The organism is Ancylobacter sp. IITR112 (assembly GCF_041415945.1).
Classification (GTDB): domain Bacteria; phylum Pseudomonadota; class Alphaproteobacteria; order Rhizobiales; family Xanthobacteraceae; genus Ancylobacter.
Genome location: NZ_JBGCUS010000001.1, coordinates 307,336 through 322,987 on the forward strand (window position 1 = coordinate 307,336; position 15,652 = coordinate 322,987).

The 15,652-nt window shown below is 68.7% G+C and carries 12 protein-coding genes; 7 read left to right on the forward strand and 5 right to left on the reverse strand.

Going from position 1 to position 15,652, the window contains the following annotated elements; genetic code table 11:
• Positions 1–99: 99 nt before the first annotated feature.
• The 3 genes from AAC979_RS01385 to AAC979_RS01395 all read right to left on the reverse strand — a co-directional run bounded on the left by AAC979_RS01385 (position 100) and on the right by AAC979_RS01395 (position 4,588).
• On the reverse strand, positions 100–1,536 hold the full coding sequence (locus AAC979_RS01385) for a phospholipase D-like domain-containing protein (RefSeq protein WP_371345033.1): 1,437 nt from the start codon (positions 1,534–1,536) through the stop codon (positions 100–102).
• A 188-nt stretch (positions 1,537–1,724) separates the two neighbouring features.
• Positions 1,725–4,151, reverse strand: a complete 2,427-nt coding sequence (lon, locus tag AAC979_RS01390) for an endopeptidase La (protein ID WP_371345034.1) — start codon at positions 4,149–4,151, stop codon at positions 1,725–1,727.
• A 17-nt stretch (positions 4,152–4,168) separates the two neighbouring features.
• Positions 4,169–4,588: an Hsp20/alpha crystallin family protein gene (locus tag AAC979_RS01395; RefSeq protein ID WP_371345035.1), complete on the reverse strand. Its 420-nt coding sequence runs from the start codon at positions 4,586–4,588 to the stop codon at positions 4,169–4,171.
• Between the two features lie 160 nt (positions 4,589–4,748).
• Between AAC979_RS01395 and AAC979_RS01400 the strand changes: the two genes are divergently transcribed.
• Positions 4,749–5,693, forward strand: a complete 945-nt coding sequence (locus AAC979_RS01400; RefSeq protein WP_371345036.1) for an AEC family transporter — start codon at positions 4,749–4,751, stop codon at positions 5,691–5,693.
• Positions 5,694–5,704: 11 nt separating this feature from the next.
• On the opposite strand, the gene AAC979_RS01405 is transcribed toward AAC979_RS01400, so the two are convergent.
• Positions 5,705–7,525, reverse strand: a complete 1,821-nt coding sequence (locus AAC979_RS01405) for a heavy metal translocating P-type ATPase (protein ID WP_371348974.1) — start codon at positions 7,523–7,525, stop codon at positions 5,705–5,707.
• Positions 7,526–8,000: 475 nt separating this feature from the next.
• Between AAC979_RS01405 and AAC979_RS01410 the strand changes: the two genes are divergently transcribed.
• Positions 8,001–8,954 carry a tlde1 domain-containing protein gene (locus AAC979_RS01410; protein WP_371345037.1) on the forward strand — a complete coding sequence of 318 codons (954 nt, stop codon included), beginning with the start codon at positions 8,001–8,003 and terminating at the stop codon, positions 8,952–8,954.
• A 198-nt stretch (positions 8,955–9,152) separates the two neighbouring features.
• On the opposite strand, the gene hisD is transcribed toward AAC979_RS01410, so the two are convergent.
• On the reverse strand, positions 9,153–10,433 hold the full coding sequence (gene hisD / locus AAC979_RS01415; protein WP_371345038.1) for a histidinol dehydrogenase: 1,281 nt from the start codon (positions 10,431–10,433) through the stop codon (positions 9,153–9,155).
• Between the two features lie 123 nt (positions 10,434–10,556).
• Between hisD and AAC979_RS01420 the strand changes: the two genes are divergently transcribed.
• The 5 genes from AAC979_RS01420 to AAC979_RS01440 all read left to right on the forward strand — a co-directional run bounded on the left by AAC979_RS01420 (position 10,557) and on the right by AAC979_RS01440 (position 15,651).
• Positions 10,557–11,105 carry a cupin domain-containing protein gene (locus AAC979_RS01420; RefSeq protein ID WP_371345039.1) on the forward strand — a complete coding sequence of 183 codons (549 nt, stop codon included), beginning with the start codon at positions 10,557–10,559 and terminating at the stop codon, positions 11,103–11,105.
• Between the two features lie 189 nt (positions 11,106–11,294).
• Positions 11,295–12,293 carry an ABC transporter substrate-binding protein gene (locus AAC979_RS01425; protein ID WP_371348975.1) on the forward strand — a complete coding sequence of 333 codons (999 nt, stop codon included), beginning with the start codon at positions 11,295–11,297 and terminating at the stop codon, positions 12,291–12,293.
• 276 nt (positions 12,294–12,569) lie between these two features.
• On the forward strand, positions 12,570–13,658 hold the full coding sequence (locus AAC979_RS01430; RefSeq protein WP_371345040.1) for an ABC transporter ATP-binding protein: 1,089 nt from the start codon (positions 12,570–12,572) through the stop codon (positions 13,656–13,658).
• Positions 13,655–14,833, forward strand: coding sequence for an ABC transporter permease (locus AAC979_RS01435; RefSeq protein ID WP_371345041.1), 1,179 nt, complete (start codon positions 13,655–13,657; stop codon positions 14,831–14,833). Before AAC979_RS01430 ends, AAC979_RS01435 begins: the two co-directional genes overlap by 4 nt.
• A 2-nt stretch (positions 14,834–14,835) precedes the next feature.
• Positions 14,836–15,651 carry an ABC transporter permease gene (locus AAC979_RS01440; RefSeq protein WP_371345042.1) on the forward strand — a complete coding sequence of 272 codons (816 nt, stop codon included), beginning with the start codon at positions 14,836–14,838 and terminating at the stop codon, positions 15,649–15,651.
• Position 15,652 lies beyond the last annotated feature (1 nt).

The following is a 15,652-nucleotide window of genomic DNA, read 5'->3' on the forward strand; positions in this document are numbered from 1 at the left end:
CCGTCTCCTTCAAGCCAGTCCCCTCGCCGGGACTGGCTTTTGTTTTGACGCACCGGTCGCCCGCGCCGCGCATGGAAACGCCGCCGCGAGACGGGACGCTCACAGATAGGGCGAGGCGAGCCAGATGGCGCGGTTGCGCAGCTTCTTCAGGAACGGCCGGGCGGCGAGCGTGTCCAGCGTCTCGCGGCTGCCGGCCGCCGTCATGGCGCCGATCCGCGCCTCGATCTCGGCCGCGATGGTGGGATCGTAGAGTTCGAGGTCGAGCTCGAAATTCAGCCGCAGGCTGCGCGGGTCAAGATTGGACGAGCCGACATAGGCCCAGCACCCATCCACCGCCATCAGCTTGGAATGGTCGAACATGCCGCCCGCCCGCCACACCCGGCACTCGCCCGCCAGCACCTGGTCGAGCTGGGCGGTCATGGCGTAGTCGACCAGCTTAAGATTATTGGCCGAGGGAATGACCACATCCACCTCCACCCCGCGCCGTCCGGCGACCGCGAAGGCGCCGATGAGCTGCTGGTCGGGCAGGAAATAGGGCGAGCACAGGCTTACGCGGCTTTGCGCCATGGTGAGCGCGCCCATGATCATGCTGTGGGCGCAGGCGAGGTTGCGGTCGGGGCCGGAGGGCACTACCCGCACCGCCACCGGCCCGCGCGGTTCGGAATGGTCGCCCTCCGCCCAGGCCGGTCCGTCGAGATGTTCCTCGGCGGAGAAGGCCCAGTCCTGCGTGAACACGGTGAGCAACTGCTCCACCGCCGGCCCCTCGATGCGGAAATGGGTGTCGCGGGCGGGGTCGTCGCCCGCGTGGGCGGAGGTGAATTGGGCGCGGATGTTCATCCCGCCGGTAAAGCCCAACGTGCCGTCGACGATCAGCATCTTCCGATGGCTGCGCAGATTGGCGTAGGGCAGGCGCAGGCCGATGAGATTGCCCATGAACAGGTCGGTGGTGACGCCGCCTTCCTGCAGCCGGCCGACGATGGAGGGGCGGGAATAGCGCGCGCCAATGGCGTCGATCAGTACCCGTACCGCCACGCCGCGCTTATGCGCCGCGATCAGCGCATCAGCGAATTGCAGCCCGATCGGATCATTGTCGAAGATATAGGTGGACAGCGCCACATGCCGCTGAGCCCCGCCTATGGCGGCGAGCATGGCGGGATAGGCCTCGTCGCCGCTGTCGAGCATTGTCACCGCATTGCCCGTCGTCAGCGCGAAGGCGGAGACCCGGTCGCCCAGCCGCTTCATCGCCGAGAGGCTGGGCGAGAGCGCGATGGCGGCGGGCGGGCGCTCATGCCGGCGGTGCTGCCGTTCCTGGCTCGCCCGCCGGCGCCCCGCCGCGCTCTGGCGGATGCGGTTGATGCCGGCCACGAGGTAAAGGGAGGCGCCGATCAACGGCGAAAGCAGGATGACGCCGACCCAGCCGATGGCGGCGCGCACATCGTCCTTGGTCATTGCCGCATGGATGGCGGCGACGACGCCCACCGTGCCGCTCGTGACCAGCACGACATGCGGCCAGTAGGTCGACCAGAAACTCTCCATGGCACCCATTGATCGGTTAAGGCAGGGCGTCGTCTCTAGGGTTTTGTTTTGACGCAATTTCTTTACGCGAACCGGAATCCGCTTCCCGCGAAAATGCTCTAGCCGGTTTCCTCCCCAGCGTCATCTCCACCGCGCAGAGCCGGGGCCGCCCCGGCGTACCGGGGCGACCGTCTTGTGGAGGTCGCGCGTCAGCTCGCGGCCTTGAGGGCGGGCGCGTCGCCCATCGGTGCAGGCTCCAGCGCGTTGACGATCGCCTCGTCCACCCGCTCCAGCCAGACGAACTCCAGCCGGTCGCGCGCATCCTGAGGAATATCCTCATAGTCGCGCCGGTTGCGGGCCGGCAACATCACGCGGGTCAGTCCCGCCCGCGCGGCGGCGACCACCTTCTCCTTGATGCCGCCGACCGGCAGCACCAGCCCGCGGAGGGAGATTTCGCCGGTCATCGCCGTGTCCTTGCGCACCGTGCGTCCGGTGAGCAGCGAGACCAGGGCGGTGAACATGGCGACGCCCGCGCTCGGCCCGTCCTTCGGCGTGGCGCCGGCCGGCACATGCACATGCACGTCGCTGGTGGCGAACATGCCGGGGTCGATGCCGAGCTCGACAGCCCGGCTCTTGACGAGGCTCCATGCCGCCTGCGCGCTCTCCTTCATCACCTCGCCGAGCTGGCCGGTGAGGATCAGCCCGCCGCGCCCGGGAATGCGCGTCGCCTCGATGAACAGGATGTCGCCGCCCACCGGGGTCCAGGCAAGGCCCGTGGCCACGCCCGGCACCGAGACCCGCAGCGCCACTTCATCCTCGAAGAGCGGCGGGCCGAGCAGATCGGGCAGCGTGCCGACGGTGATCTTCGCCGTGGCCGCGGTGCCTTCCGCAATGTCGACGGCGACATGACGGATGGCGCGCCCGATCTCGCGCTCCAGATTGCGCACGCCGGCCTCGCGTGTGTAGGCGCGGATCATCGCCTTCAGGGCGTCGTCCTCCACCTCCACCTGGTCAGCCGTCACGCCATTGGCCTCCAATTGCCGGCGCACCAGATAGCGGCGGGCGATCTGCAGCTTCTCCTGGTCGGTGTAGCCGGTGAGCTGGATGATCTCCATACGGTCGCGCAGCGGGCCGGGGATGGTGTCGAGCATGTTCGCGGTGGCGATGAACACCACGCGCGACAGGTCGAACGGCACGCCGAGATAATTGTCGCGGAAGGTGCCGTTCTGCTCGGGGTCGAGCACCTCCAGCATCGCCGCCGACGGGTCACCCTGTATGCCGGAGCCCATCTTGTCGATCTCGTCCAGCATCATCACGCAGTCGCGGGTGCCCGCCTTGCGGATGCCCTGGATGATATTGCCCGGCAGCGCGCCGACATAAGTGCGCCGGTGGCCACGGATCTCCGCCTCGTCATGCACGCCGCCCAGCGAGACACGGACGAATGTGCGGCCCATGGCGCGGGCGATGGACTGGCCGAGCGAGGTCTTGCCGACGCCGGGAGGGCCGGCGAAGCACAGGATCGGCGCCTTGCCGTTCGGCGCCAGCTTGCGCACGGCGAGATATTCGACGATGCGGCGCTTGATCTTGTCGAGGCCGAAATGGTCCTCGTCCAGAATTTTGCGGGCTTCGGCGATGTCGATCGGCGCCGTCTCCGGCAGCCGCCAGGGCAGGGCGATCAGCCAGTCGAGATAGGTGCGGATCATGCCATATTCGGCGCTGGCGTCCTGCATGCGGCGCAGCCGGCCCAGCTCCTTGCGGGCCATCTGTTCGACATCCTCCGGCATGCCGGCATCCGCGATCGCCTGTTCCAGATCGGCGATTTCCTGGCTGTTGCCGCCATCCTCGCCCAACTGCTTCTGGATCGCGGCCATCTGCTCGCGCAGCAGCACCTCGCGCTGGCGTTCGTCCAGCGAGGCCTTGGTCTGCTTGCCGATTTCCTGCGACAGCCGCAGCACCTCGATGCGGTGAGCGAGCAGCCGCGAGATCTTGGTCATGCGGGCGGCGATGTCGACCGTCTCCAGAAGCTCCTGCTTCTCGTCCGGCGAGATGTCGGCATAGGCGGCGATGAGGTCGGCGAGGCCGGCAGGCGAATTGGCGCCGCGCACGGCGGCGACCAACTCAGCCGGGGCCTGCGGCAGCAGCTCCATCACCTCATTGGCCTGGCTTTGCAGGTGAACGAAGCGCGCTTCGATCTCCGACGAGCGCGTCTCGCTCTCCTCGATCCGCGTCACCCGGGCGGTGAGGAAAGGCTTCTCGCGCACGAATTCATCGACGCGGAAGCGCTGCTCGCCCTGGCAGATGAGGTGATGCGTGCCATCGGGCGCGGTGACGTAGCGCAGAATGTTGGCGATCACGCCCATGCGGTGCAGGTCGGTCGGGCCGGGTTCCTCCACGCTGGCGTCACGCTGCATCACGATGCCGACCGGCCGCCCCTCGCGCACCGCCTGCTGGGCGGAGGCGATGGAGGCCGGGCGTGCCACCGCCACCGGCATGACGACGCCGGGGAACAGCACGAGATTGCGCACCGGCAGCAGGATCATCTGATCCTCCGGCACATGGGCGTTGACGCCGCCATTGCTGCTGCCGGCATCGGCCATGCGCAGCGGGGAAAATCTTTCGAAATCGGGGTGTGTCATGGTCGGTCTCCCCCTCCTCAAACCTTGCGCAGCACAATGGCGAGGCAGCCATTGACGACGCGCGGACGGTTCACCTCATAGCGGCCGGGCGGCAAAGCGAGCTGGCGCTCGAACCGGCCCTGCGGCAATTCCATGCGGTGGATGGTGGCGTTGTGCAGCTCGGGCGGCAGGATGCGCGCGCCGGCGATGGTGAGCACGCCGTTCTGGATCGAGACCGTCATACGGTCGGGATCGACGCCGGGAAGCGCGGCGAGCACCAGCAATTCATGGTCGGTCTCCAGCATGTCGACCGGCGGCTCCCAGCAGGGCGCGCGGTGGCGCGCCGGCGCCTCGGCACGCGCGGCCGGCTGGAACATCTGCCGGTGCAGCCGATCGGCCCGGTTGAGCATCTCGACCGCGTCCGACCACATCCACAGGCGGGGGTCAGTCTTCTTCATGAGGTTCTCCTGGGGCGAGCCCTTTTCCCTTTCAGGTAGGGCTCGGCCACGGCTCATATAGTGATGCGGATCGGCAACACCAGTGAGCGCTCCCGGGACGGCACGGCGATCTCGCAAGCCGCCCGCGTGACGCCCCGGCGGATTTGCGGCATTCCTGACCGTGGTACCGCAACGCGGTTCCGTGGGGGCGCTGGCGATGTCGGAAATCCTGCTGATCGTGCTGTGTCTCGCCATCGGCGTGCTGCTACGCCTGTCCGGCCGGTTGCCGGAGAGCGCGACCAAGGTGCTCGGTGGCTGGGTGATCAATGTCGCGCTGCCGGCGGCGGCGCTTCACAGCGTGCAGGGGGTGAGGCTGCGGCCGGACTGGTGGCTGGCGGCGGCGACGCCCTGGCTCGGCGTGCTGGTTTCCATCGTGATTCTGGTGCCGCTCTGCCGTGGACTCGGCTGGTCGCGGGAGCGCACCGGCGCCATCCTCCTGGTGGCCGGCTGGGGCAACACCTCCTTTGTCGGTCTGCCGATGATCGCCGCCTTCGCCGGCAGCCAATGGCTCGGGCTCGGTATCGTCATCGACCTGTTCGGCACCTATCTCGCCGTCTCGACGCTGGGCATCGCGGTGGCGACGGTGGCGGCCTCCGGCCGCTTTGATCTGGCCGTGGTAGGGCGGCGGATCGCCACCTTCCCGCCCTTCTATGCCGTGCTGATCGCCTTTGCGACCAACCATCTCGCCCGGCCGGACTGGCTGCAGCACTTGATCGAGATCCTCGCCAACACGCTAACTCCGATCGCGCTGGCGGCGGTGGGCTTCGCGCTGCGGCTCGACCGGCTGGCCGGCCGCGCCGGGCCGGTGGCGCTAGGCCTGTGCCACCGGCTCCTGCTCGCCCCGGCTCTGCTCATCGGCTTCTATCTCGCGCTTGGCCAGGCGGGCGATCCTGTCGCCAAGGTGGCGATGCTGGAAATGGCGATGCCGCCCATGCTGGGAGCGAGCATCATCGCCCTGGAGCATGAGCTGGAACCGGACCTGGTGGCGTTGCTCATCGGCCTCGGCGTGCCCTTGTCGCTGCTCACGGCCTGGGGCTGGTGGGCGGTGATCGCACCGCTGAGCTGATCGGCGGTGGCTCAGCCCTGCGCCGCGCCGCGCGGCGCCCGCAGGGCGCGCAGCGCATTGAGGATCACCGCCACGTCGATGGCTTCCTGCAGCAGCGCGCCTTCCACCGGCGCCAGCAGGCCGAAGGCGGCGGCGATCATGCCGAGCGTGGACAGGCCGATGCCGGCGACCACGCTTTGCCGCGCGATGGCGCGGGCGCGGCGGGCGATGCGCATGGCGTCGATCAGCCGGTCCAGCCGGTCGACCAGAATGACGATGCCGGCGGCTTCCGAGGAGGCGCCGCCGGTGGCGCCGTTGGCCCCCATGGCGACGCCGATGTCGGCGGCCGCCAGGGCGGGCGCATCGTTCACCCCGTCGCCGATCATCATGACCGGACCGTGCGGCCGCTCGGCGATGACGGCGGCAGCCTTGTCCTGCGGCGTCATCTGGCTGAGCACCGCATCGAAGCCAAGGCCGGCGGCGATGGCTTCGGCGCGTGCCGTCTCGTCGCCGGTGGCGAGGATGAGACGGGTAACGCCCAAGTCGCGCAGAGCGCCGAGCACGGCCTGCGCCTCCTCGCGCACCGCATCGGCCAGCAGCAGCGCGCCGGCCAGTTCGCCGTCCAGCGCTACGGCGACCACCACCGTGCCCGGGCGGGACGCCCAGCGGGCGCGCTCGCTGACGATCGCCGGGTCCATCGCCTGTGGAGGCAGCCGCGCCGTGACGAAATCCCAGCCGCCCACCGCCACATCGTGTCCCGCCACGCGGCCGGTGAGCCCGGCGCCGGGCGCTTCGGCGATGCCGCTCGGCGAGGGTAGGGCGAGGCCGCGTGCTTCTGCCGCCTCCACCAGCGCCCCGGCCACCACATGGGCGGAGGCCTGGTCGAGCGCGGCCGCATGTCGCAGTACCTCCTCCGGCGCCAGCCCCGTGCGCGCGGCGATGGCGACGATGCGCGGCCGGCCGCCGGTGAGCGTGCCGGTCTTGTCGATCAGCACGGTGCGCAGCTCGGCCAGCCGCTCCAGCGCGCCGCCATCCTTCACCAGCACCCCGCGCGCGGCGCAGCGGGAAATGCCGGAAATGATAGCTACCGGCACGGCGAGAATAAGCGGGCAGGGCGTGGCGATGACCAGCACCGCCAGCAGCCGCACGGGATCGCCGCTGAACGCCCAGGCCGCGCCCGCAATAACCAGCGTCAGCGCCAGGAAGCCCAGCGCGTAACGGTCGGCGAGGCGGACCATCGGCGCCCTGGACTGCTGCGCGGCCTCCACCAGCCGGACGATGCCGGCATAGGTGCTGTCGGCGGCGGCGTGAACGGCGCGAAGATCGAAGGCGTCCCCGGCATTGGTCGAGCCGCTCATGATGGCTTCGCCCTGTCGCCGGTGCACCGGCAGCGGCTCGCCGGTCAGGGCTGACTGGTCGAGAATCGCCTGGGCGCTCTCCACCGTGCCGTCCACCGGCACCACCTCGCCCCGCCGCACCAGCACACGGTCGCCGGGACGCAGCGCGTCGAGGGGCACGTCGGTCAGCCCGCCACCTTCATAGCGCGCGGCCGTGCGCGGCAGGCGGGCGAGCAGGGCGGTCATTTCCCGCGCCGCGCGGCGCTGGGCATAGGCTTCCAGCGCCTCGCCGCCGGTGAACATCAGCGCGACGATGGCGCCGGCCAGGGTCTCGCCAAACGCCAGCGCCGTGCCCATTGCAAGCGCGGCGATCAGGTCGAGCCCGAATTCCCCGCGCCGCAGGCTGGCCAGTATGTGGAAGACCAGCAGCGCCAGCACCAGCGCCGTCGCCCCCGCCCAGATGCGTTGCGCGAGAAGGTCCTGCCCGACGGCCCAGGCAAGGCCGCCCGCCGCCAGCGCGGCCAGCAGGCCCGGCAGCAGCAGCCACCGCAGGGGCGACAGGAGACGCGATGCAAGGCCGGCGACAGCGGGGGCGGGCAAGACATCACCTCAGGGTTCGGCGAGGGGCGCCCCTTGCCGCTCCAATCTATAGTCGTTCTAAACGAGGAGAAGGCCATCGGCCAAGCCATTGCTGGCGCGGCGCTGAACGTCTGCTGCACGCTTGCCCGGGGCGTTCCGGATGCGGCGTGCATCGGTGCCATGGCCGGGTTGTCGTCACGTCATTAATGAAATATTACCTAAACTTGGCTAGGAACCATTTGGCTTGGGGGCCATCGGCGAGCCAGGGCTTGGGCGCCGGTGCTGTGTGCAACCGAAGGCTGACACCGGGCGTGCGCAATCTGCGGGTCGTGCACGAACGTCGGTCGTCTGTATAGAGATGCCTATGCGGCTAGTTGGCTCGTTCCTTATCGGCTCGGCGGGATTTGTTGGCGTGGCGGTCGCTGTCGCGTGGATTTCCAACACCGCGATTCCGACCCCGGCCGATGCGGCGCGTGTCGATCCTCCGCTGCTCGCGGCGACGGTCGCGCCGGAGGTGGACAGCGTGGTGGTGGACGAGCCGTCGCCGCCGCCGACCTACACGGTCGACGACATCCGCAATTTCCGCGCCGCCGGCGTGTTCGAGCCGCCGCGCGACTGGCTGTTCGATCCCGCGCCGATGGTCGCGCGCCCGGCCGCCGTCGCTGCCGCCCCGGACGAGGTGGTGCCGCCGATGGAGACGGTGAGTACCGTGCCGCTGCCCATGGCCAACCCGCTCTTTGCCGGCCGGGTGATGTCCGGCGACGAGCCCGAGGACACGCTGACCCTCGCTCCGCGCCCGCCGCGCAAGCCGGCGATGGAAACCGAGGTCGCCGCGCTGCCTCCGCCGATGGAGGAAGACGTGGCCCCCGAGCCGGAGGCGCCCGCCGCCACCGAGGCGCCCAAGGACGAACTGCGCTACCCCACGCGCGAGGACAAGTTCGCCATCTACGACATCCGCGCCAAGAAGCTTTATCTGCCCAATGGCAAGAAGCTGGAGGCGCATTCCGGCTATGGCGACAAGTTTGACGACCCGCGCTACGTGCATGTGAAGATGGTCGGCCCGACCCCGCCGAACCGCTACAAGCTGCGCATGCGGGAGGCGCTGTTCCACGGCACCGAGGCGGTGCGGATGACGCCGGTGGGCGACGGCAAGATGTATGGGCGCAACGGCTTCCTGCTGCACCCCTACCTGCTCGGGCCGCGCGGCGATTCCAATGGCTGCATCTCGCTCGCCGATTACGATGCCTTCCTCGTTTCCTTCAAGAAGGGCGAGATCGAGGAAGTCGTGGTGGTCGAGGCGATGCCGAAATCCGCCGAACCCGCCAATCCGCTGCTCTCCTGGCTGACCGGCGGCAAGCGGGACTGAGTGCCGCGCCGCTCGCGACGGGCTCGGCTGCCGCGCGCGGGCGGCTGCTGCGCGCCGGCCTGCCCTTCATGTCAAAAGCCTCCACCGCCGGCGCGTCTCCGGCCCGTGGAGGCTTCTGTCGTCGTTCCATAAAGCAGACCCGGCGCGCCCCCGTCCGACGGGGCTCGGGGGACGGGGGCGCGCTGGGCCTGCCGCCGCTCAGCCCTGCAGGCGGAAGGCGGCGGCGCGGCGGTGACCTTCCAGCCCTTCGCTGGCGCTCTGGCGCACGGCGGGCGGGGCGACGGCGGCGACCCCGCGCGCGTCCAGCCACTGATGGGTGCAGATCTTGACGAAGGAGCCGACCCACAGCCCGCCGGTGTAGCGGCCGGCGCCCATGGTCGGCAGCGTGTGGTTGGTGCCGCAGCATTTGTCGGAATAAACCACGCTCGCCAGCGTGCCGATGAACAGCGAGCCGTAATTGCGCAGCTTGGCGGCGGTGGCGTGCGGATCGGCGGTATGGACCTGCAGATGCTCGGCGGCGATATGGTCGGAATAGGCGATCATCGCCTCTTCGCTGTCGCAGACGACGATTTCGCCGAAATCCTCCCACGCCTTGCCAGCGACCGGGGCGGTGGAGAGGGTTTTGAGCTGCTTCTCCACTTCGACCAGCGTCGCCTCGGCCAGCGCGCGGCTGGTGGTGATGAGGCCGACGCGGGTGCGCACATCATGCTCGGCCTGCGCCAGAAGGTCGGTGGCGATCATCTCGGCGTCGCCGGTTTCGTCGGCGACGATGAAGATCTCGCTCGGCCCGGCCAACTGGTCGATGCCGACGGGGCCGAACACCTGCCGCTTGGCCTCGTTGACATAGGCATTGCCGGGGCCGACGACCTTGTCGACGGCGGGAATGGTTTCGGTGCCGAAGGCCATGGCGGCAATCGCCTGCGCCCCGCCGACGCGGAAGATGCGGTCAGCGCCGGAGAGGTGGCAGCCGGCGATCATGGCGGGGTGGGCGGTCGGCGGCAGGCAGGCGATCACCTCGTCGCAGCCCGCCACCTTGGCCGGCACCAGCGTCATGATCGGCGCGGACAGCAGCGGATAGCGCCCGCCCGGCACATAGGCGCCGACGCGCTCGATCGGGATCACGCGGTGGCCGAGATGAAGCCCCGGCAGCGCCTCGACTTCCAGCGGCAGGATGGTGGCGAGCTGCGCCTGCGCGAAGGCCCGCACCCGCTCGATGGCGAATTCGGTGTCGGCGCGGGTCTGCGGGTCGAGGGCGGCCAGCGCGGCCGCGCGCTCTTCCGCGCTCACCTCGATGGCGGTCACGTCGCTCTTGTCGAACAGCTTGGAATAGTGCCGCACCGCCGCGTCGCCACGGCTGCGCACCGCGTCCAGCACCTCCTTGACGGTAGCGGCGATCTCATTGGTGTCGCGGCCATCATCCGGGCGCGGCGCCTTGAGCGGGTGAATCTGGTCGGCAAAGGCGGAGCTGAGCGCGGGCATGGCGACTTTCCTGTGTGGGCGCTGCGATGGTGAGGCCCCCCGGGCATGCCGGCAATTGGCGCGTGCGCGGCTGTCTATTATATTCTCCACTGCTGAAGGATTGCGCGCGAGACGAGGCCTGCCATGCCCAATATCGGACCGGGAATTCGCGAATTGCGGCGGCGCCGCAATCTCGGCATCCGCCGCCTCGCCCTGCGATCCGGCGTCTCGCATTCCTCGATCTCGCTGATCGAGCGCGACCGCATCAGCCCGTCCATCGACACGCTCGCCGCCATATTGGAGGCGCTGGGGACGACGCTGGTGGGCTTCTTTTCCGAACTGCAGCAGATGTCGTCCTATTCGCCGTTCTATGAGGCGTCCGAACTGCCGGAAGTCGGCAGCGGCGAGGCGATTTCCTACAGGGTGATCGGCATTAATCATCCCAACCGGCAGATTCTGGTGCTGCACGAAACCTATGCCGTTGGCGCCGATACCGGGGAGGCGTTTTCCCACACCGCGCAGGAAGCCGGCATGATCATCCGCGGCGCCGTGGAGGTGACGGTGGAAAACAACTCCAAGGTTCTCCATGTGGGCGACGCCTATTATTTCGACAGCAAACTGCCGCACCGCTTCCGCAATGTGGCGGACGAGCCGAGCGAGATTGTCAGCGCCATCAACCCGCCCACATACTAGGCGCGGTCGCCTCAAAACGCGGCAGAGGCGGTTATTATATTAACCGGGCCACCCCGCAGGGGGCGGGTCATTCTATTAGCCATGCTGGCAGCGTGCTTTGCTGCGGCACCAGCGACAACAGGGGGAACTTCCATGAAGGCCACGTCCACTCTTCTGCGCATCGGCGGTGCCGGCCTCGCTCTCGGCCTGATGATGGCCGGCGGCACCGCGTCGGCGCGCGATCTCACGGTCGTCTCCTGGGGCGGCAACTATCAGGACGCCCAGAAGAAGATCTATTTCGAGCCCTTCTCCAAGAAGATCGGCAAGCCCGTGCTCGACGAGAGCTGGGACGGCGGCATCGGCGTCATCGCCGCCAAGGTGAAGGCTGGCGTTCCGAACTGGGACGTGGTGCAGGTCGAGACCGAGGAACTCGAACTCGGCTGCGCCGACGGCTTCTACGAGAAGATCGACTGGGCCAAGCTGGGCGGCAAGGACAAGTTCCTGCCGGCGGCGGTGAGCGACTGCGGCGTCGGTGCCATCGTCTGGTCGACCATGCTCAGCTACGACGCCGATCGGCTGAAGACCCCGCCGACTTCCTGGGCGGACTTCTGGGACGTGAAGAAGTTCCCCGGCAAGCGCGGCTTCCGCCGTGGACCGAAATACTCGCTCGAATTCGCGCTGATGGCCGATGGCGTGAAGCCGGAGGATGTCTACAAGGTTCTCGGCACGCCGGAAGGCGTCGACCGCGCGTTCAAGAAGCTGGACGAGCTCAAGCCGAACATCGTGTGGTGGGAAGCCGGCGCGCAGCCGCTCTCCCTGCTCGCCTCGGGCGAGGTGGTGATGTCCACGGCCTATAATGGCCGTCTCGCCGGCATCAACAAGACCGAAGGCAAGAACTTCCAGGGCGTCTGGCCGGGCAGCATCTACGCCATCGACAGTTGGGTGATCCTCAAGGACAGCCCCAACGCCAAGGAAGCGATGGACTTCATCGCCTTCGCCAGCGAGCCGGCCAATCAGTCCAAGCTGCCGGAATACATCGCCTACGGCCTGCCCAACAAGGAAGCCGCCGCGATGGTGCCCGCCGCCCTGCAGAAGGACCTGCCGACCACGCAGGCCAACCTCACCGGCGCGATCGCGCTGGATGGCGCCTTCTGGGTCGACAATGTCGAGGAACTGACCAAGCGCTTCAACGCCTGGCTGGCGAAGTGAGCGGCTGTTAGCGGCGGGTGAGATAACGCGCTCGCCGCGTGAATGGATGGGCTGGCGCTGTCGGCCCGTCCGCGCGCTCCCTCGCGATGCACGATCCGCGCGCCCTCCCGCAAGCGGGGTGCGCGTGGGTTGCGTCGACCGCGCGTCCCCGGACCGGCCCCCGACCGGTCCGGGATAATGCCTTGATTTCTGCCCTCGCTCGCTTGGAGCGGGCTTTCCGGCCGGGTAACGTCGGGCTAAGGCCAACACGCTAAGGCCACCACTCGGAGATTGCGCTTGGCGCCCTTCATCCATTTCGATCAGGTCACCAAGTCCTTCGGCACGTTGAAAGTGGTCGACAAGCTCGACCTGGAAGTGGCGAAGGGGGAGTTCGTCAGCCTGCTGGGCCCTTCCGGCTCCGGCAAGACCACCCTGCTGATGATGCTCGCCGGCTTCGAACAGCCCTCGCACGGGGCCATCTGGCTTGACGGCACCCGCATCGAGAACCTGCCCGCGCATAAGCGCAATATGGGCGTGGTGTTCCAGAATTACGCGCTGTTCCCGCACATGACGGTGGCGGAGAATGTCGCCTTTCCGCTGGCCATGCGCGGCGTCGGCAGGGCGGAGGCCGCCGCCCGCGTGACGCGGGCGCTCGATATGGTGCGGCTCGGCCACCTCAGGGACCGCCGCCCGGCCCAGCTTTCCGGCGGCCAGCAGCAGCGCGTCGCGCTCACCCGTGCCCTGGTGTTCGAGCCCACCGTGGTGCTGATGGACGAGCCGCTCGGCGCGCTCGACAAGCAGTTGCGCGAGCACATGCAGCTCGAATTGCGCGACCTGCACCGCACGCTCGGCCTCACCGTGATCTTCGTCACCCACGACCAGTCCGAAGCCCTGACCATGTCGGACCGCATCGCCGTGTTCAATCACGGCCGCATCGAGCAGCTCGACACGCCGGAAGGCATTTATGACCGCCCCCGCACCCGCTTCGTCGCCGAGTTCATCGGCGAGACCAATCTGTTCGAGGGGGTGGTGAACAAGGTCGCCGACGGCATCGCCGAGATCGCCATCGCCAGCGGCGTGGTGGTGCGCGCCGCCCAGCTCGGCCCGGTGGAGGTTGGCGCGCCGATCCTCGCCTCGGTGCGGCCCGAGCGGCTGCATCTGCAGGAGCGGGCGGCGGGGGGTAATGCTATCGCCGTCACCGTCACCGATCATGTGTATCAGGGCGATCATCTGCGCACCCATCTCGCCGGGCCGGGCATCGAGCTTGTCGCCAAGGTGCAGCGGCGCGTGCCGGTGGGCCCGGTGGGCAGCCCCGCCTTCGCCTGTTTCGAGCCGTCCGAATGCACGCTGATCGCGCCGGACCAGGCGGCGGGGCGCGGCGCATGAGCGGCTCCCCGGCCCGCGCCCGCCTCTCCGCGCTGCTGCTGGTGGCGCCGCTGTTCCTGTTCCTCGCGGCGTTCTTCATCTGGCCGCTGGTGATGATGATCACCGTCTCCGTCACCGATGGCACGGTGCGGCAGGTGATGCCGGAAACGGCGGCGGTGATCGGCGCCTGGGACGGCGACGGGTTGCCGCCGAGAGAGGTGCAGGACGCCCTTGTCGCCGATCTGCGCGCGCCAAGCGAGCAGATGGCGTTTGGCGATGCGGTGCGCCGGCTCAACAGCGAGGTGTCGGGCTTCCGCACCTTGCTCAGCCGTACCGCCAGTGCGGTGCGCGACGCGCCGCCCGGCCAGCCGGTGGACCTTGCCGGCATTGATCCGCGCTGGGGCGAGGGGCGCTACTGGCAGGCGCTGCAGCGGGCGATGCCCAACTATACCGACCGCAATTTGCTCGCCGCCGTCGATCTCAAGCGCGACACCGAGGGCAGCATCACCGCCGACAGCTCGGCCAACCGCGTCATCATGATCCGCACCTTCACCATCGCCGCGCTGGTGACGGTGCTCTGCGCGCTGATCGGCCTGCCTTATGCGATGATCGCCGCCGCCGCGACCGGCTGGGTGCGCAATGTCATGCTGCTCGCCGTGCTGCTGCCATTGTGGACCTCGCTGCTGGTGCGCACGGCCTCCTGGGTGATCCTGCTGCAGAATGAGGGATTGATAAACAACGCGCTGATAGCCATCGGCATTGTCGACCAGCCGCTGCAACTCATCTTCAACCGCACCGGCGTGGTCATCGCCATGACCCATGTGCTGCTGCCCTTCATGGTGCTGCCGATCTATTCGGTGCTGCTCGGCATTCCGCGCAACCTCATGCCGGCAGCGTCCTCGCTGGGGGCGAGCCGGCTGCGGGCCTTCTGGCATGTGCTGCTGCCGATGGCGCTGCCGGGCGTCGCCTCCGGCGCGCTGCTCGTGTTCATGGTGGCGCTCGGCTACTACATCACGCCGGCGCTGGTCGGCGGGGCGGAGGACCAGATGATTTCCTCCGTCATCGCCTTCTTCGCCACCGGCACGGCCAATTGGGGCATGGCCGGCGCGCTCGGCCTGATCCTGCTGGTGACGACGACGGCGCTCTATCTCGTCTATGGCCGGCTGTCGCGCTCGCCCAACATGGTGGGGGCCTAGCGATGGCGGCCAACTCGCCGGTCTTCCGCGCCGCCCAGATCGCCTTCGGCGCCGCCGTGGTGTTCTTCCTTGTGGCGCCGATCATCGCCATCCTGCCGCTGGCGTTCAATTCCAGCGTGTTCCTGAACTATCCGATGGAGAGCGTGTCCTCGCGCTGGTTCGTTGAACTGCAGACCAGCGAAACCTGGCGGCGTTCCATTCTCAACAGCCTGATCATCGGCACCGGCGCCACCGCGCTGGCGACGGTGATCGGCACGCTGGCCGCGCTCGGCCTGCGTGAGGCGCGGCTGCCCTTCGCCAATCTGCTGCGGGTGGTTTTCCTGCTGCCCATGGTGGTGCCGGCGGTGGTGCTCGGCGTCGGCATGCAGATTCTCTATACGCGCCTCGGCCTCGCCAGCACCTATCTCGGCGTCATCGTCGCCCATGCGGTGCTGTGCGTGCCTTTCGTCATCGTCAGCGTATCGGCGTCGCTGGGCGGCATTGACGGCTCGATCGAGCGGGCGGCGAGCAGTCTCGGCGCCAGCCCGGCGACGGTGTTTCGGCGCATCACCCTGCCGCTCGCCCTGCCGGGCGTGGTCTCGGGGGCGGTGTTCGCCTTCGCCACCTCGCTGGACGAGGTGGTCATCACCCTGTTTGTCGCCGGCCCCAATCAACGCACGCTGGCGCGGCAGATGTTCGCCAGCATTCGCGAGAATGTCAGCCCGACCATCGCGGCGGCGGCGTTCCTGCTCATTATCGGCACGCTGTGCCTCGCCGGGCTTGCCGGCCTGCTGCGCTGGCGCCAGAGCCGGCTGGCGAAGGCCGCGCCGGACGCCTGAG

Bases quoted from the DNA above. Each gene is read 5' to 3' on its own strand.
- AAC979_RS01385 (WP_371345033.1), bottom strand. From the start codon at position 1,536: ATGGAGAGTTTCTGGTCGACCTACTGGCCGCATGTCGTGCTGGTCACG.
- lon (WP_371345034.1), bottom strand. From the start codon at position 4,151: ATGACACACCCCGATTTCGAAAGATTTTCCCCGCTGCGCATGGCCGAT.
- AAC979_RS01395 (WP_371345035.1), bottom strand. From the start codon at position 4,588: ATGAAGAAGACTGACCCCCGCCTGTGGATGTGGTCGGACGCGGTCGAG.
- hisD (WP_371345038.1), bottom strand. From the start codon at position 10,433: ATGCCCGCGCTCAGCTCCGCCTTTGCCGACCAGATTCACCCGCTCAAG.
- AAC979_RS01420 (WP_371345039.1), top strand. From the start codon at position 10,557: ATGCCCAATATCGGACCGGGAATTCGCGAATTGCGGCGGCGCCGCAAT.
- AAC979_RS01425 (WP_371348975.1), top strand. From the start codon at position 11,295: ATGATGGCCGGCGGCACCGCGTCGGCGCGCGATCTCACGGTCGTCTCC.
- AAC979_RS01435 (WP_371345041.1), top strand. From the start codon at position 13,655: ATGAGCGGCTCCCCGGCCCGCGCCCGCCTCTCCGCGCTGCTGCTGGTG.
- AAC979_RS01440 (WP_371345042.1), top strand. From the start codon at position 14,836: ATGGCGGCCAACTCGCCGGTCTTCCGCGCCGCCCAGATCGCCTTCGGC.